Genomic DNA, 23,074 nt, shown 5'->3' on the forward strand with positions numbered 1-23,074 from the left:
ATGGAGCGGGTCGTGCGGTCTTTATTTCCGGGCGTGGAAAACCGGGATGAACCGGCCAAACCAATAGGACCAAGAGACAAAATTTTGTAGTTTGCGCCCCGCAATGACGATCCAGCAAAACATCCCCGCACCCCCGCCTCCCGAGGCAACTCCGGCCACTGATGCGACAGCGCGCGTCACGCCGATGATGGAACAGTATCTTGAAATAAAGGCCGGCCATCCCGGGCTGCTGCTGTTCTACCGGATGGGCGATTTCTACGAGCTGTTCTTCGAGGACGCCGAAATCGCCTCCAGGACGCTCGGCATCGTGCTGACCAAGCGCGGCAAGCATCAGGGCATGGACATCCCGATGTGCGGCGTGCCGGTGGAGCGCTCCGAGGATTATCTGCATCGTCTGATCAATGCCGGCCACAGGGTCGCGGTGTGCGAGCAGACCGAGAATCCCGCGGCCGCCCGCGCGCGCGGCAACAAGAGCGTGGTGAGCCGCGGCGTGGTGCGGCTGGTCACGCCGGGCACGCTGACCGAAGACACCCTGCTCGACGCAAAGACCAATAATTACCTGCTGGCGATCGCACGGGCGCGGGGATCAAGCGGTGGCGACCGCATTGGCCTTGCCTGGATCGATATCTCGACCTCCGAATTCATGGTCACGGAATGCTCGACCGCCGAGCTTGCGGCCACCTTGGCGCGGATCAATCCGAACGAAGTCATCGTCACCGACGCGCTCTACGGCGATGCGGATCTCGGCACCCTGCTGCGCGAACTGCCCGCGGTGACGCCGCTGACGCGCGATGTCTTCGACGGCGCCACCGCGGAACGGCGGCTGTGCGATTATTTCGCGGTCGCCACCATGGACGGCCTTTCCGCGATGTCGCGGCTGGAAGCGACCGCGGCCGCCGCCGCCGTCACCTATATCGACCGAACCCAAGTCGGAAAGCGTCCGCCGCTGTCGCCGCCGTCGCGCGAGGCCGCCGGCACCACGATGGCGATCGATCCGGCGACCCGCGCCAATCTCGAACTAACGCGTACCTTGGCGGGCGAACGGCGCGGCTCGCTGCTCGATGCGATCGACTGCACCGTCACCGCCGCCGGATCGCGGCTATTGGCGCAGCGCCTTGCGGCCCCGCTCACCGACAGCGCTGCGATCGCGCGGCGGCTGGACGCCATCGCCACTTTCGTCGCCGACAGTTTTGCGCGCGAGGATATCCGCACCACGCTGCGCGCGGCGCCTGACATGTCGCGCGCGCTGGCGCGATTGTCGGTGGGCCGCGGCGGCCCGCGCGATCTGGCTGGGCTGCGCGACGGTATCCTCGCCGCGGACCAGGCGCTGGCGCGACTGGCACAACTGGATGCGCCGCCGGCCGAGATATCAGCCGTGATGGAGGCGCTACGCCGTCCCTCGCGCGATCTTGCGCGCGAATTCGAGCGGGCGCTCGCCGAACAATTGCCGCTGATCAAGCGTGACGGCGGCTTCGTCCGCGAAGGCTATGAGCCCGCGCTCGACGAGAGCCGCAATCTGCGCGATGCCTCGCGCCTCGTGGTCGCCGCGATGCAGGCCCGCTATGCCGACGACACCGGCATCAAGGGCCTGAAAATCCGTCACAACAATGTGCTGGGCTATTTCGTCGAGGTGACGGCGCAGCACGGTGACAAGCTGATGACCGCGCCCTTGAACGCGACCTTCATCCATCGCCAGACGCTGGCGGGCCAGGTGCGCTTCACCACCTCCGAGCTCGGCGAGATCGAAGCCAAGATCGCCAATGCCGGCGACCGCGCGCTCAACCTGGAATTGGAAATCTTCGAACGGCTGTCGGTCATCGCGCTTGCCGCCAGCGACGATCTGCGCGCCGCGGCGCACGCCTTTGCACTGCTCGATGTCGCAACCGCGCTGGCAAAACTTGCGGTCGACGAAAATTACGTGCGGCCCGAGGTCGATGGCTCGCTCGGTTTTGCCGTTGAGGGCGGCCGCCATCCCGTGGTGGAAGCCGCGCTGAAGCGCGACGGCCAGCCGTTCATCGCCAATGCCTGCGATCTTTCGCCCGGGCCGGGCCAAAAATCCGGCCAGATCTGGCTGATCACCGGCCCGAACATGGCGGGTAAATCGACCTTCCTGCGCCAGAACGCACTGATCGCGCTGCTGGCGCAGATCGGCAGCTACGTGCCGGCCTCGCGGGCGCGGATCGGCGTTGTCGATCGGCTGTTCAGCCGCGTCGGCGCCGCCGACGATCTGGCGCGCGGGCGTTCGACCTTCATGGTGGAAATGGTAGAGACCGCCGTGATTTTGAATCAGGCCAGCGAACGCTCGCTTGTGATCCTCGACGAGATCGGCCGCGGCACCGCGACCTTCGACGGGCTGTCGATCGCATGGGCCGCGATCGAGCACCTGCACGAAAGCAACCGTTGCCGCGCGCTGTTCGCGACGCATTATCATGAACTGACCGCGCTCTCGGCAAAACTGTCGCGGATGTTCAACGCCACGGTGCGCGTCAAGGAGTGGCAGGGCGACGTCGTGTTCATGCACGAGGTGCTGCCCGGTTCGGCCGATCGCTCCTACGGCATCCAGGTCGCCAAACTCGCCGGCCTGCCGCCAGCCGTGATCGCGCGCGCCAAATCGGTGCTGGCAAAGCTCGAGGCCCAGGATCGTGGCCAAACCGCGCGCGCCTTGGCCGATGATCTCCCGCTGTTCGCGGTGCCCTCGCGCGCGGCTGCCGAACCCGCACCGCCGAGCGAGGCGGAGCAGTTGCTCGCCGCGGTGAAGGCGCTGCATCCGGATGAGTTGTCGCCGCGCGAAGCGCTGGATGCGCTGTATCGGCTCACGACGCTGGCGAAAGAACGCAAGGCTTGAGGCGCGCCGCGAAAGCGTTCGCGTGGACCGCGCTGGTGTACGGCGCGCCGCCCGTGCTGCTGTTGATCTCCGGGCTGTTTGAAGGCGGCTGGCGGATATTCGTGTTTCTCGGATTGATCGCACTGCCGCTGTTGCCGCTGATCCTGATGCAGGATTCACGCGGCTGGCGGACGCCGCCGCCCGGCGTGCCGCTGGCGGTGGCATTGGTCTCGCTGGTGGCGACAACGCTGCTGTATTTGCGCCTGTTTGGCGTCATTCAATGGAGACTGCCTTGGGGCGCAGCGGGCTAGCGGCCCAATTCGGCGAACGGCTGGATCAACTTCAGCGTGGCGGCGAGGCGGATGCTGCGCTTGCCGGCCAATGCGGTTGCCTCCATTTCAGCACCGTTGGCGTCGCAGCGCCCTGAGAAACCGATGCCGACTTCATAACCGCCGAACAGCGGATGCTCGGCCTTCGCCGGGGTGTGTTCCTGATTGACGAACTCGCCCTTCCAGCTGCCGTTCGCCGAACTATAGGCGCCGAGATAATAGAAAAATGCGTCGCCGCCGAGAATCCGGCCGTCATGCAGCAGCATCACCCCGGTATGCCCGCCGGCCAGGCCGTCCAGCATCCGGATGTCGATCGAGTAAAGTCCGCTGGCGATACCACCGTCGCCGACCACACCGGGCGGCGGAACGTCGTCGTTGCCGAGCGGCGTCATCACGGCGCGAAACACCGAACCTGTGTCCTCCACCACCTCACCTGCGAAGCGATAGACCTCACCCTCCGCCCTGCCGCGGATGCTCAGGGTGACCTGGTCGGAACTGACCAGCGACCTCGGGCGTGGCGATGCGCTGTGGCGCCGGGTCCTGAGCCTGGCGACGATTTCACCGTCCACGATCTGGTAGCTGCCGAAATGGGCGAATGCCGTATTGCCGCCAAGCATCGTTCCGGCCTGGGCGTAGAGCACGCTGCGGCCGGAGCCATCATTGATGTCGTATTCGACCTTGTACAAACCCTCCACCGCACCGCCCCAGTTCTGCTCTGCCGCCAACCTAGCGGGTCGCGCGGCGGCGGTAACTAGCAATCTTCCGAACCGGCGACGAAATGCCTGATACCGCCGCCTATGTCTCTCGCAACCAGACCTCACCAACCGAGTGATCGGAACGCTTGCGGAGCACGACATCGGCACGTGTGCGGGTAGGCAGAATGTTCTCACGGAGATTTGCGCGATGATGCTCACGCCACAGCCTGTTCGCGACCTCCCGCGCATCGCTTGGTGGCAAATCCCTGTAGTGGTGGAAGTATGAGGCGGGCTGCTGGAAGGCGGTCCGCTGCAAACTGAGAAAGCGCTCGACGTACCACGACTGGATGTCGACCTCGTCAGCATCCAGGTAGATCGAAAAGTCGAAGAAGTCAGAAACGACCATGGGCGCCGTGCCGCGCGCATGCAGCACGTTGAGGCCCTCAAACATCAAGATGTCCGGATGCCGAACGACCTGATGCTCCGAAGGCACGATATCCCCGATCAGATGCGAGTACCCTGGCAGTTCAAGATCGCCCCTGCCCGCTTTCACCGCCGACAGGAACCGCAGCATTCTCGGCAGGTCGTAACTCTCAGGAAAGCCCTTCCGTCGCATCAGCCCTCGTTCCTCCAGAACCCGGTTGGCATGCAGGAACCCGTCAGTGGTAACGAGTTCGACCCGGCGATGGTCCGGCCACCGCGCCAAAAGCGCGCAAAGCACGCGGGCAAACGTGCTCTTGCCAACCGCAACACTGCCCGCCAACGCGACGATATAAGGCGCGCTGTGCGGTGCGCGGCCCAGGAACGCACTCTTGACATGTGCAAGGCTACGCGCCGCAGTGAAATGAAGGTTCAGCAGCCGAGCTAGCGGCAAGTATATGTCGGCGACTTCGTCTGACGTGATCGGCTCGTTCAGGCCGCGAAGTGCCGTGAGGTCCGCTTCGGAGAGCGTCAGCGGTGTGTTGAAGCGTAACGCTGCCCACTCGCTTCGTCCGAAGGTCATATATGCCGAAAGCTCCTCGGATTGGCTCATCGGTTCCGCTCTCGGCAAAGGTGGACGCACTCACCAATTTGGCCGCAGTAAATCCATGTTGCAACTCGGATTACAGCAGGGATCGTCATCGCACAGCCTTCCGCCGTCCCTTCCACCACAGCGCCAGATTCCAAGAGACGCAGGTCGCGAGCCCGAGGCTCAGTCCGATCACCGAGCCGAACTGCAGCGCGGCGACGTGCAGGACCGCAATCGCAAGGCCCAAACCGATCAGGCCCCAGGCGCTGTTGGCGAGCACGGCTGCGGTCGGTGGGCCGCCGATGCGCGGGTGCAGGATCAGCATCATGGAAGTGAACACGATCGGAAACAGCGCGATGATGCCGCTGATTTTCGGACCGACCCAGCCTGACGTCGTGACCACGGTCGCAACCAGGGTCGCAACCAGCGAGGCACGCAGGGGGATGTCGTACCAGCGCCGCGTGACCGGCGGCATCTTGACGTGACGGTAGCGCGCCAGCAGCGGCACGCAGATCGCAAAGGTAATCGCATTGACGATCAGCCCGCCGGCCAGCGTCCAGTGTACTGCGCGGATGATCGAGGCGAGCGCGATCCACACCGCGACCGCGGAAAGGCAACTGACGACCGCGCTCCGGCGCTGCGCCAGCACGACATAGGTCAGCCCCATAAAGATCGTCGCGGCGTTGATCGGCAGGCTCGCCAGCGCACCTTCGGCGATGAAGGCCGCGTCATGATCGAGCGCGAGAAACACATAGGACGGCCCCGCCGAAATCGGCAATGTCGCGATCAGCGCGCCGATCACCGGGCCTGACTTCTCGGTGATGATGGACGCCGTCACCACGAACGCCGCGGTGATGACCATGCGCAGGACGAGCGTCAGGAGGAAGATGGATTCGGGAGACATTAGTCGGGCCGATTCTCTTACCCTCCCCTGGAGGGGGAGGGTCGGCTCACATGGAGCGTAGCGAAATGTGAGACGGGGTGGGGTGACGGTCTATCAACTTGGCGACCGCTCGAGTGGAGAGACTGTCACCCCACTCCGCCGCTCATTTCATGAGCGTCGACCCTCCCCCTCCAGGGGAGGGTAAGAACACGCGGGGCTACACCCGCTTCATCGACACCGCGACCTTCGGGCCGTTCCGGATGGTCTGATAGACCACGCAATAGCGTTCGGTGAGTTTCAGAAGCAGATCGAGCTTGTCCTGCGGTGCGTCGGTCTCGACGTCGAAGCGCAGACGGATTTCGGCGAAACCGACCGGCGCTTCCTTGTCGACGCCGAGCGTGCCGCGGAAATCGAGATCGCCCTCGGCGATGACGTGGCCGCTCTTGAGCGGAATTTCGACCGCGGTCGCCACCGACTTCAGCGTCACGCCGGCGCAGGCGACGAGCGCTTCCAGCAGCATGTCGCCGGAACACAGCTCAAGCCCGGAACCGCCGGTGGCGGGATGCAGGCCTGCAACGGCCAGCGCACGGCCGGTTTCGACCTTGCAGGTAAGGCCTTCATTGTCGATCGAGCCCTTGGCTTTGAGCGTGATGACGGCGGCTGAGGGATCGGACTTGTAGCGCTCCTTGATCGGGGCCTGCATCGCACGGAGTTCGGCGGCGTCCATTTTTTTCTCCCGGCTGTTTTTGTACGTCCGGATTTAAAGCCTTATGGAGCCGATGTCACCACCACATCGCCTCGCCGGTGGTCGATTTGGCATCGGCGTCGGGCACATTGCGGTCGAGCGAGCGATCCAGCGCGGTCAGCACGCGGCGCTTGAAATTGTCGAAGTGCGGCGAATTACGGTCGCGCGGCCGCGCCAGATTGATTTTGATCTCCTCGAACAGCCGGCCCGGCCGCGGACGCATCACAAGCACGCGATCCGCCAGCACCACGGCCTCATCGACGTCATGCGTCACCAGCATGAGCGTTGGCCTTGTATCGTTCCAGAGATCGAGCAGATGGTCCTGCAGGTCCCGTCGCGTGAAGGCATCGAGCGCCGAAAACGGCTCGTCCAGCAGCAGCACTTCCGGCTGCGGCACCAGCGCGCGGGCGATCGCGACCCGCTGCGCCTGCCCGCCGGACAATTCGCGCGGCCAGGCGTTGGCCTTATCCGCGAGGCCAACCCGATCCAATGCACGCGCGACCTTTTCGCGCCTTGCGGCGGCGGACAACTCAGAAAGGCCGAAACCGATATTGTCGGCGACGCTGAGCCACGGCAGCAGCCGTGGCTCCTGGAAGATGATGCCGATTTTTGCGTGCGGGGCAATAATTGCAATGTCGTCCAACGTCACCGTGCCCGTGGTGGCGCGGTCGAGGCCGGCGATGGCGCGCAGCAAGGTCGACTTGCCACAGCCGGAGCCGCCGATGATGGCGACGATCTCGCCGAGCTTGATGTCGGCGGAGAACCGCTCCAGTGCATGGACGCCGTTCGGATAGGTTTTGCCAACGCGATCGAGTGCGAGCATCAGGCCGCTCCGCTCTTGCCGCCGAACGCATCCTGCCAGCGCAGCAGCGGCGCGGTGGCGATCTCGATCAGCCAGTCGGTGGTCTTGCCCAGAATCGCGAAGATCACGATCGCGGCGACGATCTGCGCCGGCTTGCCGAGCTGCTGGCCGTCGATCAGGAGATAGCCGAGCCCTTCGGAGGCGCCCATGAATTCGGCGGCGACGACGAACATCCAGCCGAGGCCAAGGCCGACGCGCAGCGCCACGACATAGGCCGGCAGCACCGCGGGCAACAGGATGCGGCGGATCATCGCCGGGCCACTGAGCCGGAACGTGCGGCCGACCTCGACGATCTTGCGGTCGACCGAGAGGATTGCGCCCATCACGCCGAGATAGACCGGAAAGAACACGCCGACCGCGATCAGCGCAACCTTCGAGGTTTCGAAAATCCCGAGCCACAGGATGAACAGCGGCACCCAGGCGATCGACGGTATAGCGCGCAACGCCTGCACGGTCGGATCGAGCAGCCGCCGCGCCAGCCCCCAATAGCCGGAGATCGCCCCGAACAACGTGCCGGCAACGACACCAAGGATAAAGCCCGAGGCGACCCGGCTCAACGTCGCGATGATATGGCGCGACAGCTCGCCGCTCCTGGCGAGTTCCACCATGGTGGCGAAGATTTTGGTCGGCGGCGGCACCAGCCGGCCGTTGGAAAAGCCTGCCCAGACCGCGATTTCCCAGGCCAGCGCGAGTCCCACCGGCAGCAGCAGCCCCAGCGCCGGCCCCGCATAACGCCGCAGCCGCGCCGACGACGCTTTTGGCGTCATCGCATCGGTCCGTTCCAGCGCTGGCAGTTCAACGGTCATGGCCATAGCAAGAACGCGTCTTTCGAGGGATTGCAAGGTGGCGGCTTACCCTCCCCTGGAGGGGGTGAAAACCTCAATTCGTCGGCAGCGGGACGCGATCGTCGATCAGCGCATCCAGCGTCGCCTTGACGTCGACCGTGGCGGCGACGACGCCGGCCTGCTGCAGGGCAAGGCCGGCGGCGAGGATGGATTCGCGCTGCGGTGCGCCGATGCGGCTGTGGGTCAGTTCGGTGCGCTCCTTGAGCTGCTTGTCGACGACCGCGTCCGGCAGCTTGGTGATGCCGATGAAAGTTTTCTTCAGGTCGTCGTAATTGGCCAGCGAGTATTTGCGCGCCTCTTCGTATACCGCGAGCACGCGGCGAACCGCGTCCGGATGGTCCTTCAGGAACTGCTCGCGCACATTGAGGATGCCCCAGGTGTTGGCGTCGGGCTTGCGGAAGAACAGTTTGGCGCCCTCCTCGACTTCGGCCTGCGCCATCATCGGATCGAGCCCCGCCCAGGCGTCGACGTCGCCGCGGATCAGTGCGGTCTTGCCGTCGGCGTGCTGCAGCAGCACCGGGGTGATGTCTTTTTCGGAGAGACCCGCGCCGAGCAGCGCACGCACCAGGAAGATGTGCGGATCGGTGCCGCGCGTCACCGCGACGCGCTTGCCCTTGAGGTCGGCAATGCTGGCGATCTTGGAATCCTTTGATGTCACCAGCGCGGTCCATTCGGGGCGCGAATAGACATAGATCGACTTGATCGGATTACCGTTGATCTTGGCGACCAAAGCGGCCGAGCCCGCGCTCGATCCGAAGTCGATCGATCCGGCGTTGAGGAATTCGAGCGCCTTGTTGGAACCGGCCGACTGCACCCAGACGACGTTGATGCCGTCCTTGGCGAACTCCTTTTCCAGCAGGCCCTTCTGCTTGAGGATCATCGACACCGGGTTGTAGGTCGCCCAGTCGATGCGAATTTCCTTGAGCGGGTCGGCGGCGAAGGCCGCACCGGGCAGCAAGGTCGAGGCTGCGATAACAGCAGCAAACGCGCGCCGTGAAATCCTGGACATTCCCTCGTCTCCTCATATCCCAAAAAAAACTGTCTTTTATTTCAATGAGTTAAACCGCAAGGTCAACCAGAAAATAGCTGCCGCGAAAGCTGCGCCTTGAGAACGGGTTTACCCAAAGCAGCGCGAATCCAGCATAGAACCACTGTTGCCTCACAATCATCCGTGACAGCGTCTGCGCCGTCCGATATCGGGATAGATCATGGACAGCGTTGTGACCGAGGACCGCCCTGTGGCGGATGATCGTTTTGATACCGCGCGGATCACCGCCGCGATCGATGCGCTCGCCGAAAAAAATGCCGGCCGCGAGGACGTGTTTCGCTCGGCGATGGCACAATTGCTCAAGGCCGAGTTGATCGCGGCGCGAAAAACCGCGCAAGCCGTGCTGCTGAAGGACCGCCACGGCCGCCGCTGCGCGGAGCGATTGTGTTTCGTGCAGGATGAAATCATCCGCATTCTCTATTCCGCCGCCACGCGGCACCTCTATCGCTCGCATGTCCGATCGGGCGAAGAGCGCATGTCTGTCGTCGCCACCGGCGGTTATGGCCGCGGCCTGATGGCGCCGGAATCCGATATCGATCTGCTGTTCATCCTGCCCTACAAGCAGACCGCCTGGGGCGAGCAGGTCGCCGAAGCCATTCTCTATTGCCTGTGGGACATGGGACTGAAGGTCGGCCACGCCACGCGTTCGGTCGATGAATCGGTCCGGCAGGCGCGCGGCGACATGACGATCCGCACCGCCATCCTCGAAACCCGGTTCCTGACCGGCGACCAGCCGCTCTACGACGAACTGGTCGCGCGCTTCGACAAGAACGTGGTGCAGGGCACCGCGGCGGAATTCGTCACCGCCAAGCTCGCCGAGCGCGAAGAACGCCATCGCCGCGGCGGGCAGTCGCGCTATCTGGTCGAGCCCAACGTCAAGGACGGCAAGGGTGGCCTCCGCGACCTCCATACACTTTTTTGGATCGCGAAATACGTCTATCGCGTGCGCGAGACCGATGAACTGGTCGAGCGCGGCGTGTTCGACGCGCAGGAATACCGCACCTTCCGCCGCTGCGCCGATTTCCTGTGGTCGGTGCGCTGTAATTTGCATTTCGTCTCCGGCCGCGCCGAAGAGCGGCTGTCGTTCGACATGCAGCGCGAGATCGCGGTCCGCCTCGGCTATACCTCGCATCCCGGCATGCAGGATGTCGAGCGCTTCATGAAGCACTACTTCCTGGTCGCCAAAGATGTCGGCGACCTCACCGCGATCCTGTGCGCCAAGCTGGAAGACGAGCAGGCCAAGCCGGCGCCGGTCTTGAGCCGCGTCGTGGCGCGGTTCCGGCCCAGCATCAAGCGTCGCCGGGTGCCCGACAGCGACGATTTCATCATCGACAACAATCGCATCAATCTCGCGGCGCCCGACGTCTTCAAGCACGATCCAGTCAATCTGATCCGGATCTTCCGCCTCGCACAGAAGAACAACCTCGCCTTCCATCCCGACGCGATGCGCACGGTGACGCGCTCGCTGAAGCTGATCAACACCCAGTTGCGGGAAAATCCGGAAGCCAACCTTCTGTTCATGGAGATCCTGACGTCTGACAACGCCGAGACCGTGCTGCGGCGCATGAACGAGACCGGCGTGCTCGGTCACTTCATCCGCGCCTTCGGCAAGATCGTGTCGATGATGCAGTTCAACATGTATCACCATTACACGGTGGACGAGCATCTGATCCGCTGCGTCGGCTTCCTGCAGGACATCGAGCGCGGCGGCAACGACGAGTTCACCGTCGCCAGCGACCTGATGCGAAAAATTCGTCCCGAGCACCGCGCGGTGATCTACATCACCACGCTGCTGCACGACATCGCCAAGGGGCGACCCGAGGATCATTCGATCGCCGGCGCCAAGGTGGCGCGGCGGCTGTGCCCGCGGCTCGGCTTCAACGCCGCCGATACCGAGACGGTGGCGTGGCTGATTGAAGAGCATCTGACCATGTCGACGGTGGCGCAGTCGCGCGACCTGTCGGACCGCAAGACGATCGAGAATTTCGCCGCCGTGGTGCAATCGGTCGAGCTGATGAAGCTGCTGACGATTCTCACCACCGCCGACATCCGCGGCGTCGGTCCCGGCGTGTGGAATGGCTGGAAGGCGCAATTGCTGCGCACGCTGTATTACGAAACCGAGCCGGTGCTGACCGGCGGCTTCTCGGAAGTGAACCGCGCCCAGCGCATCGCGGTGGCGCAGTCCGAATTCCGCGCCGCCTTCACCGAATGGCCGGAGCAGGAGCTCAACGCCTACATCGCGCGGCATTATCCGGCGTACTGGCTCAAGGTCGAACTGCCGCGAAAAATCCGCCACGCGCGTTTCCTGCGGGCCAGCGAACAGGCCGGCCACAAGCTTGCGATCAATGTGGGCTTCGACGAAGCGCGCGGCGTCACCGAACTGACGATCCTGGCGACCGACCATCCCTGGCTGCTGTCGATCATCGCCGGCGCCTGCGCGTCGGCGGGCGCCAACATCGTCGATGCGCAGATCTACACCACCACCGACGGCCGCGCGCTCGACACCATCGCCATCTCCCGGGAATACGACCGCGACGAAGACGAGGGACGCCGCGCCACGCGAATCGGCGAGATGATCGAGCAGGTGCTGGAGGGCAAATTGCGCCTGCCCGAAGTGGTGGCGCGCAAGGCGGCCGCGCGCGGCAAGGTGCGGCCCTTCGTGGTCGAGCCTGAAGTCACCATCAACAATCAATGGTCGGACCGCTACACCGTGATCGAGGTGTCCGGCCTCGACCGCCCGGGTCTGCTGTACCAGCTGACGACGGCGATCTCGAAGCTCAACCTCAACATCGCCTCCGCCCATGTCGCGACCTTCGGCGAGCGCGCCCGCGACGTGTTCTACGTCACCGATCTGCTCGGTGCGCAGATCACTGCGCCGACGCGGCAGGCCGCGATCAAGAGCGCGCTGCTGCACCTGCTCGCGAGCGAGGACAACGCCGCCCAGCCGGCGGCGTGATTCTCCCTTACCTCTCCCCGCTTGCGGGGAGAGGTCGGATCGCTCTTGCGATCCGGGTGAGGGGGTACCGGTCCAGCGACCGAGATCCTGTGTTGCGGATAGAGCCCCTCACCCCGACCCTCTCCCCGCAAGCGGGGAGAGGGAGATAGCACCTGTCTCTCAGAACTGGGTAATCGGCTCCAGCTTCTCGCCCTTGCGGAACGCGCGCAGCGGCGCCGTGTCGGTATAGACCCGCTCCTCGATGATCTTGCCATTTTTGATGCGGAACTTGTCGACGCCGCGCCAGTCGAATCTGACGCCGCCTACGTTGCGCGTGGTCTGCCATTCGATGATCACGACGTCGCCGCGCGAGGTCCAGTCCAGCAACTGCCAGACGAAATCCGGTGCCGCCGCGGTCTGCACTTCCATCAGCCGGTCGAGTTCGTTGCCCGCCACGCGCCGGCCCACCAGCGGCCTATGCAGCGAGCCTTCGGGGTGCCAGAGATCGAGAAATGCCTTTCCGTCCCGCGCCGCCCAGGCGGCGGCAAATCGCGTCACAAATTCCTGAATTTCTGCGTCCGTCATTGATCGTCTCCTTGTTGGAATGTGGGGAGACGCTAGGGGCGTGGCGGCAGACTGTCTGGCGGTTTACGGACCTGACATGTCTCCGTCATTCCGGGGCGCGCGTAGCGCGAGCCCGGAATCCATAACCCAGATCGGGAGTATGGATTCCGGGCCTGCGCCAAGAGGCGCATCCCGGAATGACGCGTTGAGAGATTGCACGCCCATTACGCGCCGATCACTACACCCTCATGCTCCAGCAACCACCGCTTCCGCTCCAGCCCGCCGCCATACTTGACCAGCGCACCGTTGGCGCCGATCAGGCGATGACAGGGCACGACGACGCTGATCGGATTGGAGCCGTTGGCATGACCGACCGCGCGCATGGCTTTTGGTGCGTTCAGCCTGGCTGCCAGTGCGCCGTAGCTCATCGTTGTGCCGGCAGGTATCTTCGGCAATGCGGTCCAGACCCTTTGCTGGAACGGCGTACCCGCAACGCGCCACTTGATCGCGTTGAGGCGATCGAGATCGCCTTTGAAATACGCCGTTAGCGCCGACCTCAACTCTTTCGGTGACCGCGCCTCCTCGAGATCGACCGGGCCATATTGCAGCCGCAGCAACTCCTTCATGCGCGGCTCATGCTCTTCCCAGTCCAGCGCGCGCAGCACGCCGCCGGAATCGGTCACCAGCAACGCGGTTCCGATCGGCGTTTGCAGCCGGTCGAGATTGAAGGTTTCAGGCGGCTTCGCGCTCATCGATTTTTCCGGACAAGGCGGGATGCGGTACACCCGCGGCCCACAGATGCAACGCCGCATAGGCGCGCCACGGCCGCCAGCGCTCGCTGCGCGTCAGCAATTCCGCAGGCGACGGCCGCCGACCTTCGCCGTCGGTCATCGCGCGGAGCAATCCAATGTCGGCGGCGGGGAACGCATCGGGTTCGCGGAGCTCGCGCATGGCGATGTACTGCGCGGTCCATTCGCCGATTCCCGGCAGCGCCCTCAATTTCACGATCGCATCCTCAAGGCTGGCGCCGCGGCTGAATATCGCGGGATCGGCCGAGATCGCCTGCGCCAGCGAGGTCACCGCCATCGCCCGCGCACCGGGCATCCCGAGCGTTGTCAGATCGGAGCAAGCAATCCGCGCCGCAAAGGGAAACAGATGGCTGAGACCCTCGCTGTCTGTCATCGCAGGCGGCAGCGGATCGCCAAAGGCCTGCACCAGTTTGCCGAGCAGTTTGGTCGCGGCAGGAACCGTGATCTGCTGGCCGAAGATCGCGCGCACCGCGAGTTCGAAACCGTCCCATGCCCCAGGGACTCGCAAGCCCGGCCGCGCCGCGACCAGCGGCGCCAGCCTCGGGTCGAGCGCGAGATGCGCGCCGATCGTATCGGGATCGGCGGCGAGATCGAACACCCGGCGGACCCGCGCGATGATCTGCGGCAAGGCCGCCATCTCGGGGAAGCGAACGCGGACGTCGATCCGGTTCTTCGGCGCGGGCACGACGCTGATCACGCCGCACTTGCCGCCGATCGCAATCGTGCGGCGATAGCTATCGCCGGCAACGATCTCGACACCGGGAATGGCGCGGGCGCTGAGGAACGACAGCATCGCGTCCCAATCATAGGGCGGCCGATACGGAAGACGAACCGACAGCGCACCGGCTTCACGCCTGGTCTTGTCGCGGGAACGCCGCAACGCGGCCGGCGGACGTCCGAACAGTTCCAAAAAGGTTTCGTTGAAGCGGCGCACGCTGTTGAAGCCGGACGCCAGGGCGACCTCGGCCATCGGCAGCGGCGTTTCGTGGATCAACTGCTTGGCAAGCAGCACCCGTCGGGTTTGGGCCACCGCAATCGGCGAAGCGCCGACGTGTTGACGGAACAGCCGCCGCAATTGCCGCCCGCCGACGCCGAGCCGATTAGCCAGACCTTCTACATCGTCACCATCGAGCCCGCCGGATTCGATCAATGCCAGCGCGCGCGAAACCGTATTGGAGCTGCCGCGCCAGAACGCGAGGTCAGGCGACACTTCCGGCCGGCAGCGCAGGCAGGGACGGAAGCCGGCCTCCTGGGCTGCGGCCGCCGAAGCATAGAACGACACGTTCTCGAATTTCGGGGTGCGCGCCGGACAGATCGGCCGGCAATAGATGCCGGTGGTTTTGACACCGACAAAAAGCCGCCCGTCGAACCTGATATCCCGGGTCGAAATCGCGCGGTAGCAAGCGGTACGGTCCATATCCATCAGGAAATCATCCACCATCGTGCAAGGCTTGTCCCGCGCTTTGCGCGCGGATACGCGGCTCAGTTCTCGAAAATCAGGCAAGTCGTGGTGCCCTGGGCAAGCAAACGTCCCTTGCTATCCGTGATGCGTCCTTCCGCGGTGCCGACCCGCCGGCCGCTGCTGAGCACAATGCCCTCGGCCCTGATCGTGCCGGTCTCGGGCGTAATCGGTCGCACCAGCGAAATCTTGAACTCCAGCGTCGTCGATCCCAGACCTTTCTCCAGGGTCGACTGAATGGCCAGCCCCATGCAGCTGTCGAGCAGCGTGGCCGAGAAGCCGCCATGCACGGTGCCGGCTGGATTGAGATGGTCGTCACTCGGTTCGGCGGTGATGACCACGCGCCCGCTCGCGGCTTCGGTGACATCGTAGCCCAGTGTGCGCGCGATCGTGTTGAGGGGCAGCGTGCCATCCGCGAGCCCCTGGACAAATTCCAGGCCGCTCATTTCCTTGCGCCTGATGACGCTGACGGTGCCGTATGTTCTGTCGGTACGCATTCCCATTGATTCCTCGCGCTGTCGCTCGATCGAAGCATCTGATATCGCGTCCCGCCTGTCTCGCGGTTTTCGGACCTCATCATTCTCTGCAAAATATCGGCACGCCGCCGCACTTTTCACGCTGAGCGTGCTAGCGTCCACCCGAATTCCGCTGTCGGTTTTGGGGGGCCGCCACATGACGCTTTTCGCCAATTGTCTGGTCGCGGTGGTCGCCGCGCTGCATGTCTATTTTCTGGTGCTGGAGATGTTTCTCTGGACCAAGCCGCTGGGGCTGAAGACCTTCCGCAACACGATCGAGAAGGCAACGGAATCGGCGGTGCTGGCCGCCAATCAAGGGCTCTATAACGGCTTCCTCGCCGCTGGCCTGGTCTGGGGCCTGGTCCATCCAAACCCGGGCTTCGCGTTCCAGATCAAGGCATTCTTTCTGCTCTGTGTGATCGTGGCAGGCAGCTACGGCGCCGCGACCGTCAGCCGTCGAATCTTGTATGTGCAGGCGGCGCCCGCGGCGCTCGCATTGATCCTGCTCTGGTTGGCGTAAACGCCTGGCCGTTCTGGCTGGGCCGCTTCGTTCAGAGAGGAACTGGCGATGCCGTGTTCCGCACGGCATCGTTGTCCGTTTTCGGTATCCCGTGCGGGCTCCAATGCCCAATGTGGTGTCATTCGGAACGTGAACATGTCGATTGGATTCTTTTTGGGCAGACAGCAATTGCTGCCCTCGAATTAACCTTGCCCTCGCCAGCCAGAAATCCAGGACCGTTTCAGCTTGCATCGCCTTGCATTGCAGCATCCGTTCCGCCACTATTGCAACCAGCGATGGCGTCCACCGGGTCATATTAGGTCCCAAGACAAGATCATCGGCTCAATCAACACATGAGGAAACGAGCAATATGAGGAATGGTATTTTCCATTTGATCACCGGCACGGCGCTCGCGATCGCCCTGTCGGCTTCGTCGGCTTCGTCGGCCTACGCGCAGAAGAAATACGACACCGGCGCGACCGATACCGAAATCAAGATCGGCCAGACCGTGCCGTTCTCGGGCGCCTATTCCGTCTATGCCAATATCGGCAAGACGCAGGCCGCCTACATGAAGATGATCAACGACCAGGGCGGCATCAACGGCCGCAAGATCAATTTGATCCAGTATGACGACGCTTACAGCCCGCCGAAGACGGTCGAGCAGATCCGCAAGCTCGTGGAGAGCGATGAAGTCCTCCTCACTTTCCAGGTCATCGGAACCGCGGCAAACGCCGCCGTGCAGAAATATCTCAACGGCAAGAAGGTGCCGCAGCTGTTCGCCGCCACCGGCGCCTCGAAGTTCACCGATCCCAAGAACTTCCCCTGGACCATGGGCTACAACCCGAACTACTTCGTCGAGGGTCGCATCTACGGCAAGTACATTCTGAAAGAACATCCGGATGCCAAGATCGGCATCCTCTACCAGAACGACGATCTGGGTAAGGACTATGTCAACGGGCTGAAGGCGGGCCTGGGCGACAAGGCGGCTAAGATGATCGTGGCCGAGTCTTCCTACGAAGTCTCCGACCCGACCATCGATTCGCAGGTGTTGAAGATCAAGGACGCCGGCGCGACCCTGTTCTACAGCGCCTCGACGCCGAAGCAGGCGGCGCAGGCAATCCGGAAGATCCACGAACTCGCCTGGAAGCCGATCCACATCCTCGACATCAACGCCAGCCCGGTCAGCGCCACGCTGCAGCCGGCAGGCCTCGAAGCGTCGAAGGGCGTGATCAGCGTCAACTATGGCAAGGATCCGGCCGATCCGACCTGGAAGGGCGATCCGGGCCTGCAGAAGTATCTCGACTTCATGGCGAAATACTTCCCGGAAGGCGACAAGATGAACACGGTGAATACCTACGGCTATTCGACCGCTCAACTGCTCGTGCAGGTGCTCAAACAATGCGGCGATGACCTGACCCGTGAAAACGTCATGAAGCAGGCGGCCTCGTTGAAGGACGTCGTACTCGACCTCGGCCTGCCGGGCATGAAGATCAACACCGGCCCCGACGACTACCGCGTCAACAAGCAGTTGCAGATGATGAAGTTCAACGGCGAGCGTTGGGAACTGTTCGGCCCGATCCTCGAGGACGCCGGCCCGGCGGGCTAGCCTCAACTTCCATCGATACGAATGATCGGCGGTCCCTCGAGGCCGCCGATTTTTTGTGCGTTGTTATTTCGGGATTTCCCCAAACGTCTTTCCGACCGGCAGCACGGCGTGCCGGACCAGCCGCGAATCCTCCACCGCCGCCTGGCGGTGCTTCACCGCCTCGCGATACACAGGGTCGCGGATCATCTCGGCGAAGGCGGCGACACTTGGATATTCGGCGATGAAGCAATGATCCCAGCGCTCTTCCGCCGGCCCGATCAGCATCAGTTCGAACCGTCCCTGCCAGACGATCCGCCCGCCGAGCCGTTCGAACACCGGCCCGCTTTCCCGTCCATACGCCGCATAGGCTTCAGCCCCTGACGCCTTGCGGCCGTCGGGATAGGCAGCTTGTTCCCGCAGACGGACCAGATTGAGCATGTGGATCGGGCCCGGCCGGTCGTTGGCCCGAAATTGCGCGAACACTTCCTTGGTCGGATCGATGTGGCCCATGGCGGCTTCCCTTGCTGACATATGCTGTTCCTTTAGCACGCGCCGCCGCACCTCCTAATCCCGCGTTAACCTCTCCGTAACCGACCCTTAAACTGCGGACGTTAACTTGCGGCGGGCGGGATGTGAGCAGCGTTTGCGTATGGCGTGGGGACGGAAAAAGAGCGGCGGCCGCAAGGAACCGCAATTCGGGCTCGCCGCCGCGCTGAGCGAATTGCGGCTGTCGCCGCAGGACCGCGTCCCGTCCGGCGACGACAAGCCGAAAAAATCATCCGCCAAGCGTAAACCTGAAAACGATGACGACGAGCCGCCGCGTGAGCGCAAGCCGCGCGCTGACCGCAGCGGCGCCAAGCGCCGGTCGAAATCACGCGGTGGATTCCGCATCGGCCGGCTGTTCTATTGGGGCGCGGTGCTCGGCCTGTGGGCCGCGATCGCGGTCGTCGGCGTCGTCATCTGGGTCGGCGCGCATCTGCCGGCGATCCAGTCGTTGGCAATTCCAAAACGTCCGCCGACCATTCAGATCGTCGGCCTCGACGGCAGCGTGCTGGCCTCGCGCGGCGAAATGGCCGGCGCCAATGTCTCGCTGAAGGATTTGCCGCCCTATCTGCCGAAAGCGTTCATCGCCATCGAGGACCGCCGCTTCTATTCGCATTACGGCGTCGATCCGATCGGCATCGCGCGGGCGGCGGTCACCAACGTCATGCATCGCGGCGTCTCGCAGGGCGGCTCGACACTGACCCAGCAGCTCGCGAAGAACCTGTTCCTGACCCAGGAACGCACCATCGCGCGCAAGCTGCAGGAAGTGGAACTCGCGATCTGGCTGGAGCGCAAGCATTCCAAATCGGAAATCCTCGAGCTCTATCTCAACCGCGTCTATTTCGGCTCCGGCGCCTATGGCGTCGAGGCCGCGGCGCAACGCTATTTCGGCAAGTCCGCCAAGAATGTCACGATCGCGGAAGCGGCGATGCTGGCGGGCCTCGTCAAATCGCCGTCGCGGCTGGCGCCGAACCGCAACCCGGAAGGCGCGGAAGCGCGCGCCCAGATCGTGCTCGCGGCGATGGCCGATGCCAAATTCATCACCGACGCGCAGGCCCAAGCCTCGATCGGCCATCCCTCCTACAATGTGAAACCGGTCGGCGCCGGCACCGTCAATTACGTCGCCGACTGGATCGGCGAAGTGCTCGATGATCTGATCGGCCAGATCGAACAGAGCATCGTGGTCGAGACCACGATCGATCCCAAACTTCAGAGCGTGGCGGAAGCCTCCATCATCGACGAACTCGCCGCCAAGAGCGTGAAGTTCAACGTCACCCAGGGCGCGCTGGTGGCGATGACGCCGGACGGCGCGGTCCGCGCCATGGTCGGGGGGAGGAACTATGCCGAGAGCCAGTACAACCGCGCGGTCACCGCCAAGCGCCAACCCGGCTCGGCCTTCAAGCCGTTCGTCTATCTCACCGCGATCGAAGCGGGATTAACGCCTGAAACGATCCGGCAGGATTCGCCTGTTGATATCAAGGGCTGGCGGCCTGAGAACTACACCCATGAATATTTCGGATCGGTGACGCTGACCCAGGCGCTTTCGATGTCGCTCAACACGGTGGCGGTGCGGCTCGGCATCGAAGTCGGTGCCAAGAGCGTGGTGCGGACCGCGCACCGGCTCGGCATTTCCTCGAAGCTGGACGCCAACGCCTCGATTGCGCTCGGCACCTCGGAAGTCTCGGTCATCGAGCTGGTCGGCGCCTTTGCGCCGTTCGCCAACGGCGGGCTCGGGGTTTCCCCGCATGTCGTGACCAAAATCCGCACCAATGAAGGCAAGGTGCTGTACGCGCGGCAGCCGGATCAGCTGAGCCAGGTGATCGAGCCGCGGCACGTCGCGATGATGAACACCATGATGCAGGAGACGCTGCTGTCGGGCACCGCGCGCAAGGCGGAGCTTCCGGGCTGGATGGCCGCCGGCAAGACCGGCACCAGTCAGGATTTCCGCGACGCCTGGTTCATCGGCTACACCGCAAATCTCGTTACCGGCGTCTGGCTTGGCAATGACGACAACTCGCCGACCAAGAAGGCCACCGGTGGCGGCTTGCCGGTCGAGGTCTGGACCCGCTTCATGCGATCGGCCCACCAGGGCGTGCCGGTTGCGAACCTGCCGAAATCACAGGCCGGCGGCGGTGGCCTGCTCTCAAATCTGTTCCCCGCCTCGCAAGTCAACGCGCCGCCACAGCCATCGTATCAGCCATCCGCGCAAGCGCCGGTGCCGCTTGCACCGATCCCCTCAGGCGGCGGCTATCGCCAGCCACCGACGCGCACGTCGGCGCCACCGCCCAATCCATCGGCACGCCCGGAGGCGGCCGCGGGACTGGATGGATGGCTGATGGACCGAGTGTTCGGCGGAAATCGCTAGACCGCAGGCGGCAGACACAAAATCGCGAAAACAACCCCATGCAAAGTAGAATGGGGCCCGGTTCTCCGACTTAGTCCTCGACCCCGTAACGGTGCAGGTCGTTGCCGTGGGTGTCGAGCCAGGACTTCGCGCGCTCGACATGGCCGCAGACTTTCGCGACGACACGCCAGAACCGCGCCGAGTGGTTCATCTCGACCAGATGCGCGACCTCATGGGCGGCAAGATAGTCCAGCACAAAGGGCGGTGCGAGGATCAGCCGCCAGGAAAACGACAATGATCCGGCCGAGGTGCAGGAGCCCCAGCGGCTCGATTGATCGCGGATCGACACCCGCTTGACCCTGACGCCGAGTTCTTCCGCATAGGCCAATGATGCCTTGTGCAGATCCTTGCGCGCTTCACGCTTGAGGTAATCATGGACGCGGCGGTCCATGTGGTCGGCGCCGCCGGCGACGCAGAGAACTTTCTCGCCGCTGTCGCGGGTTTCGGTCCACACCGTGCCGCGCTCGCCGGCACGATGCACGATGCGGTGCGGAACACCGCGGAGCGGTACCACTGTGCCAGCATGAAACGGTGCGGCCTTCGGCAGGCGACCGAGACGTGCGGCGATCCAACCGCCATGAAGCTGCGCAAAATCCTTTGCTTCCGCCAGCGTGCCGCGCGGCGGCATGGTCAGGATCGCCTCGCGATCGGTCGGATTAATGCGTAACGTGTAACGGCGCGCGCGGCGGTGCCGACGCAGCCGAATCGCAAAGAATTGCGAGCCGTGTTTGACCAAAAGAGTCGCGGGTTCGGCGGGCCGCCGATAGAGGAGGGCGCGAGTAGCCATGTCTGACAGTCCGGGGGGCAAGAGTTCGCCCGGATTCTGCCATAACCGCTGCCACTCAAGCCGCCACTGAAACCGTTCGGCGCAAAAACAAATCATTTGCCCAATATACAGGGGCTGGACTCTATTCCGCCCCTACCGGCAGGGGCTGGAACCAAAAATTTTCGGCTGAATCCAGCCTCACTCCTCGTTGAAAAAATGAAATATTACTCATTCCTTCAGCACTGCGCGAATCCAGATTCTTTTAATCGATTCAGCAACTTAGTTGAGCCGCAAAATCGATGCTGGAATCGACACTATTCAGCAGCCCCAACCAATTTATCTGATGCAGCGACCAATTTCGGCTTGGTATTGGCCGAAGACAGCATGAAATCGGAAATGCGCGGCACGATTTCGGAGCGGAACCGCGAACCGTTGAACACACCGTAGTGCCCGACGCCCTTTTGCACGTAATGCACGCGGCGATGATCGGGAATCGACGTGCACAGCGAGTGCGTCGCTTCGGTTTGTCCAAGACCGGAGATGTCGTCGTTCTCGCCTTCGACCGTCATCAACGCGACGCGACGAATCTTGGACGGATCGACCAGCTTGCCGCGATGGATCATCTCGCCCTTGGGCAGCGCATGCTTGACGAACACGACGTCGACGGTCTGCAGGTAATATTCTGCGGTCAAATCCATCACCGCGAGATATTCGTCATAGAATTCGCGGTGCTTGTCGACCAGATCGCCGTCGCCCTTCACCAGATTGCTGAACAGCGCCTTGTGGGCGTCGGTGTGACGATCGAGATTCATCGTGATGAAGCCCGAAAGCTGCAGGAAGCCAGGATAGACGTCGCGCATCACGCCGGGGTGCGGGAACGGCACCTTGGTGATGACGTGGTTGCGGAACCATTCGATACCGCGCTCGGCGGCGAGATTGTTCACGGAGGTCGGATTACGGCGGGTGTCGATCGGGCCGCCCATCAGCGTCATCGACAGCGGCACGAAGGGATCGTTGGCGCCTTCCATCACGGAAACGGCTGCCAACACCGGCACCGAGGGCTGGCACACCGCGATGACATGCATGTTGCCGCCGAGCACGTGCAGCATCTCGATCACGTAGTCGACATAGTCGTCGAGATCGAAGCGGCCTTCCGCCAGCGGCACCATCCGCGCGTCGGACCAGTCGGTGATGTAGACTTCATGCGTCGGCAGGAAGGCTTCGACGGTGCCGCGCAGCAGCGTCGCGTAGTGACCGGACATCGGCGCCACGATCAGCACCCGCGGCTGCGGACTGCGCAGCGGCCGCGTCAGCTTGCGATCGAAATACAGCAAACGGCAGAACGGCTTTTCCCAGATCGAGCGAACCTCGACCGGGGTGCGAACGCCGTTCACTTCGGTCGTGTCGAGGCCCCAGTCGGGCTTGCCGTAACGGCGCGTGGTGCGCTCGAACAATTCGCAGGCCGCGGCGATCGATTTGCCGAATTCGGTGTGCGACCACGGGTTAAGCGGGTTCTGAAACAGGATCTTCGTGGCATCAGTCACGGCGCGGGCCGGATTGAGCGACGCGTGGCCCATTTCGTACATCCAGTACATCGGCGTCGTAAGTGCCGGACTGCCTTCGGCCACCAGTGGCGGTGCTCCGCCAAACTCACCAATCGGCATTGAATTCTGATCCCTCTTTTGCGCCGCAACACAGTGCCGAATGCGCAATAATGCGTCAATGCACACCTCAGTATATATACGTAGAGAAATG

At 63.5% G+C, this 23,074-nt stretch carries 20 protein-coding genes; 6 read left to right on the plus strand and 14 right to left on the minus strand.

Annotation, left to right across the window (positions count from 1 at the left end):
* Positions 1-103: 103 nt before the first annotated feature.
* Together mutS and JQ611_RS34705 are read left to right on the plus strand one after the other, a co-directional pair.
* On the plus strand, positions 104-2,845 hold the full coding sequence (gene mutS, locus JQ611_RS34700; protein WP_212467991.1) for a DNA mismatch repair protein MutS: 2,742 nt from the start codon (positions 104-106) through the stop codon (positions 2,843-2,845).
* Positions 2,842-3,135 (plus strand): hypothetical protein, encoded by a 294-nt coding sequence (locus tag JQ611_RS34705; protein ID WP_212467992.1) that lies wholly within the window; start codon positions 2,842-2,844, stop codon positions 3,133-3,135. The genes mutS and JQ611_RS34705 overlap by 4 nt, the downstream gene beginning before the upstream one ends.
* Here JQ611_RS34705 and JQ611_RS34710 read toward each other — a convergent pair.
* The 7 genes from JQ611_RS34710 to JQ611_RS34740 form a co-directional block, all read right to left on the minus strand.
* Positions 3,132-3,878: a GrlR family regulatory protein gene (locus JQ611_RS34710; protein ID WP_249133688.1), complete on the minus strand. Its 747-nt coding sequence runs from the start codon at positions 3,876-3,878 to the stop codon at positions 3,132-3,134. The genes JQ611_RS34705 and JQ611_RS34710 overlap by 4 nt on opposite strands.
* 70 nt (positions 3,879-3,948) lie before the next feature.
* The gene (coaA, locus tag JQ611_RS34715; RefSeq protein WP_212268756.1) at positions 3,949-4,881 is read right to left on the minus strand and encodes a type I pantothenate kinase; all 933 of its coding nucleotides are present in this window, start codon (positions 4,879-4,881) and stop codon (positions 3,949-3,951) included.
* Positions 4,882-4,966: 85 nt separating this feature from the next.
* Positions 4,967-5,761 (minus strand): hypothetical protein, encoded by a 795-nt coding sequence (locus tag JQ611_RS34720; RefSeq protein ID WP_212467993.1) that lies wholly within the window; start codon positions 5,759-5,761, stop codon positions 4,967-4,969.
* 196 nt (positions 5,762-5,957) lie between these two features.
* On the minus strand, positions 5,958-6,467 hold the full coding sequence (locus JQ611_RS34725; RefSeq protein ID WP_192736401.1) for an OsmC family protein: 510 nt from the start codon (positions 6,465-6,467) through the stop codon (positions 5,958-5,960).
* A 55-nt stretch (positions 6,468-6,522) separates the two neighbouring features.
* Positions 6,523-7,308 carry an ABC transporter ATP-binding protein gene (locus tag JQ611_RS34730; protein ID WP_212467994.1) on the minus strand — a complete coding sequence of 262 codons (786 nt, stop codon included), beginning with the start codon at positions 7,306-7,308 and terminating at the stop codon, positions 6,523-6,525.
* Positions 7,308-8,159, minus strand: coding sequence for an ABC transporter permease (locus tag JQ611_RS34735; RefSeq protein WP_212467995.1), 852 nt, complete (start codon positions 8,157-8,159; stop codon positions 7,308-7,310). Before JQ611_RS34735 ends, JQ611_RS34730 begins: the two co-directional genes overlap by 1 nt.
* 67 nt (positions 8,160-8,226) lie before the next feature.
* Positions 8,227-9,201 carry an aliphatic sulfonate ABC transporter substrate-binding protein gene (locus JQ611_RS34740; RefSeq protein WP_212467996.1) on the minus strand — a complete coding sequence of 325 codons (975 nt, stop codon included), beginning with the start codon at positions 9,199-9,201 and terminating at the stop codon, positions 8,227-8,229.
* A gap of 199 nt (positions 9,202-9,400) precedes the next feature.
* Between JQ611_RS34740 and JQ611_RS34745 the strand changes: the two genes are divergently transcribed.
* Positions 9,401-12,196, plus strand: a complete 2,796-nt coding sequence (locus tag JQ611_RS34745; RefSeq protein WP_212467997.1) for a [protein-PII] uridylyltransferase — start codon at positions 9,401-9,403, stop codon at positions 12,194-12,196.
* 159 nt (positions 12,197-12,355) lie between these two features.
* On the opposite strand, the gene JQ611_RS34750 is transcribed toward JQ611_RS34745, so the two are convergent.
* From JQ611_RS34750 to JQ611_RS34770, 4 genes are all read right to left on the minus strand, one after another.
* Positions 12,356-12,760: a nuclear transport factor 2 family protein gene (locus JQ611_RS34750; RefSeq protein ID WP_212467998.1), complete on the minus strand. Its 405-nt coding sequence runs from the start codon at positions 12,758-12,760 to the stop codon at positions 12,356-12,358.
* 203 nt (positions 12,761-12,963) lie between these two features.
* Positions 12,964-13,491 carry a methylated-DNA--[protein]-cysteine S-methyltransferase gene (locus JQ611_RS34755; protein WP_212467999.1) on the minus strand — a complete coding sequence of 176 codons (528 nt, stop codon included), beginning with the start codon at positions 13,489-13,491 and terminating at the stop codon, positions 12,964-12,966.
* Complete coding sequence (locus JQ611_RS42855) at positions 13,472-15,052, minus strand: AlkA N-terminal domain-containing protein (RefSeq protein WP_312012333.1); 1,581 nt, start codon at positions 15,050-15,052, stop codon at positions 13,472-13,474. Before JQ611_RS42855 ends, JQ611_RS34755 begins: the two co-directional genes overlap by 20 nt.
* Positions 15,031-15,504 (minus strand): PaaI family thioesterase, encoded by a 474-nt coding sequence (locus tag JQ611_RS34770; RefSeq protein WP_212268749.1) that lies wholly within the window; start codon positions 15,502-15,504, stop codon positions 15,031-15,033. The genes JQ611_RS42855 and JQ611_RS34770 overlap by 22 nt, the downstream gene beginning before the upstream one ends.
* 175 nt (positions 15,505-15,679) lie before the next feature.
* Here JQ611_RS34770 and JQ611_RS34775 point away from each other — a divergent pair, with 175 nt between their 5' ends.
* Positions 15,680-16,042 carry a DUF1304 domain-containing protein gene (locus JQ611_RS34775; RefSeq protein ID WP_212268748.1) on the plus strand — a complete coding sequence of 121 codons (363 nt, stop codon included), beginning with the start codon at positions 15,680-15,682 and terminating at the stop codon, positions 16,040-16,042.
* 349 nt (positions 16,043-16,391) lie between these two features.
* Complete coding sequence (locus JQ611_RS34780) at positions 16,392-17,627, plus strand: ABC transporter substrate-binding protein (protein ID WP_212468000.1); 1,236 nt, start codon at positions 16,392-16,394, stop codon at positions 17,625-17,627.
* 63 nt (positions 17,628-17,690) lie between these two features.
* Here JQ611_RS34780 and JQ611_RS34785 read toward each other — a convergent pair whose 3' ends face one another.
* Positions 17,691-18,116 carry a DUF1330 domain-containing protein gene (locus JQ611_RS34785; protein ID WP_212268794.1) on the minus strand — a complete coding sequence of 142 codons (426 nt, stop codon included), beginning with the start codon at positions 18,114-18,116 and terminating at the stop codon, positions 17,691-17,693.
* 139 nt (positions 18,117-18,255) lie between these two features.
* Between JQ611_RS34785 and JQ611_RS34790 the strand changes: the two genes are divergently transcribed.
* Complete coding sequence (locus JQ611_RS34790) at positions 18,256-20,514, plus strand: transglycosylase domain-containing protein (protein WP_212468001.1); 2,259 nt, start codon at positions 18,256-18,258, stop codon at positions 20,512-20,514.
* A gap of 70 nt (positions 20,515-20,584) precedes the next feature.
* Here the strand turns inward: JQ611_RS34790 and JQ611_RS34795 are convergent, their stop codons facing one another.
* Together JQ611_RS34795 and JQ611_RS34800 are read right to left on the minus strand one after the other, a co-directional pair.
* Positions 20,585-21,436, minus strand: a complete 852-nt coding sequence (locus JQ611_RS34795; RefSeq protein WP_212468002.1) for a M48 family metallopeptidase — start codon at positions 21,434-21,436, stop codon at positions 20,585-20,587.
* Positions 21,437-21,633: 197 nt separating this feature from the next.
* On the minus strand, positions 21,634-22,983 hold the full coding sequence (locus JQ611_RS34800; RefSeq protein WP_212386450.1) for a polyhydroxyalkanoate depolymerase: 1,350 nt from the start codon (positions 22,981-22,983) through the stop codon (positions 21,634-21,636).
* Positions 22,984-23,074: the final 91 nt, after the last annotated feature.

This window comes from Bradyrhizobium sp. AUGA SZCCT0182 (assembly GCF_018130185.1).
Lineage (GTDB): Bacteria > Pseudomonadota > Alphaproteobacteria > Rhizobiales > Xanthobacteraceae > Bradyrhizobium.

Coding starts and splice junctions, on each gene's coding strand:
- mutS (WP_212467991.1), top strand. CDS start 104: ATGACGATCCAGCAAAACATCCCCGCACCCCCGCCTCCCGAGGCAACT.
- coaA (WP_212268756.1), bottom strand. CDS start 4,881: ATGAGCCAATCCGAGGAGCTTTCGGCATATATGACCTTCGGACGAAGC.
- JQ611_RS34720 (WP_212467993.1), bottom strand. CDS start 5,761: ATGTCTCCCGAATCCATCTTCCTCCTGACGCTCGTCCTGCGCATGGTC.
- JQ611_RS34725 (WP_192736401.1), bottom strand. CDS start 6,467: ATGGACGCCGCCGAACTCCGTGCGATGCAGGCCCCGATCAAGGAGCGC.
- JQ611_RS34730 (WP_212467994.1), bottom strand. CDS start 7,308: ATGCTCGCACTCGATCGCGTTGGCAAAACCTATCCGAACGGCGTCCAT.
- JQ611_RS34735 (WP_212467995.1), bottom strand. CDS start 8,159: ATGGCCATGACCGTTGAACTGCCAGCGCTGGAACGGACCGATGCGATG.
- JQ611_RS34740 (WP_212467996.1), bottom strand. CDS start 9,201: ATGTCCAGGATTTCACGGCGCGCGTTTGCTGCTGTTATCGCAGCCTCG.
- JQ611_RS34745 (WP_212467997.1), top strand. CDS start 9,401: ATGGACAGCGTTGTGACCGAGGACCGCCCTGTGGCGGATGATCGTTTT.
- JQ611_RS34750 (WP_212467998.1), bottom strand. CDS start 12,760: ATGACGGACGCAGAAATTCAGGAATTTGTGACGCGATTTGCCGCCGCC.
- JQ611_RS34755 (WP_212467999.1), bottom strand. CDS start 13,491: ATGAGCGCGAAGCCGCCTGAAACCTTCAATCTCGACCGGCTGCAAACG.
- JQ611_RS34770 (WP_212268749.1), bottom strand. CDS start 15,504: ATGCGTACCGACAGAACATACGGCACCGTCAGCGTCATCAGGCGCAAG.
- JQ611_RS34775 (WP_212268748.1), top strand. CDS start 15,680: ATGACGCTTTTCGCCAATTGTCTGGTCGCGGTGGTCGCCGCGCTGCAT.
- JQ611_RS34780 (WP_212468000.1), top strand. CDS start 16,392: ATGAGGAATGGTATTTTCCATTTGATCACCGGCACGGCGCTCGCGATC.
- JQ611_RS34785 (WP_212268794.1), bottom strand. CDS start 18,116: ATGGGCCACATCGATCCGACCAAGGAAGTGTTCGCGCAATTTCGGGCC.
- JQ611_RS34790 (WP_212468001.1), top strand. CDS start 18,256: ATGGCGTGGGGACGGAAAAAGAGCGGCGGCCGCAAGGAACCGCAATTC.
- JQ611_RS34795 (WP_212468002.1), bottom strand. CDS start 21,436: ATGATTTGTTTTTGCGCCGAACGGTTTCAGTGGCGGCTTGAGTGGCAG.
- JQ611_RS34800 (WP_212386450.1), bottom strand. CDS start 22,983: ATGCCGATTGGTGAGTTTGGCGGAGCACCGCCACTGGTGGCCGAAGGC.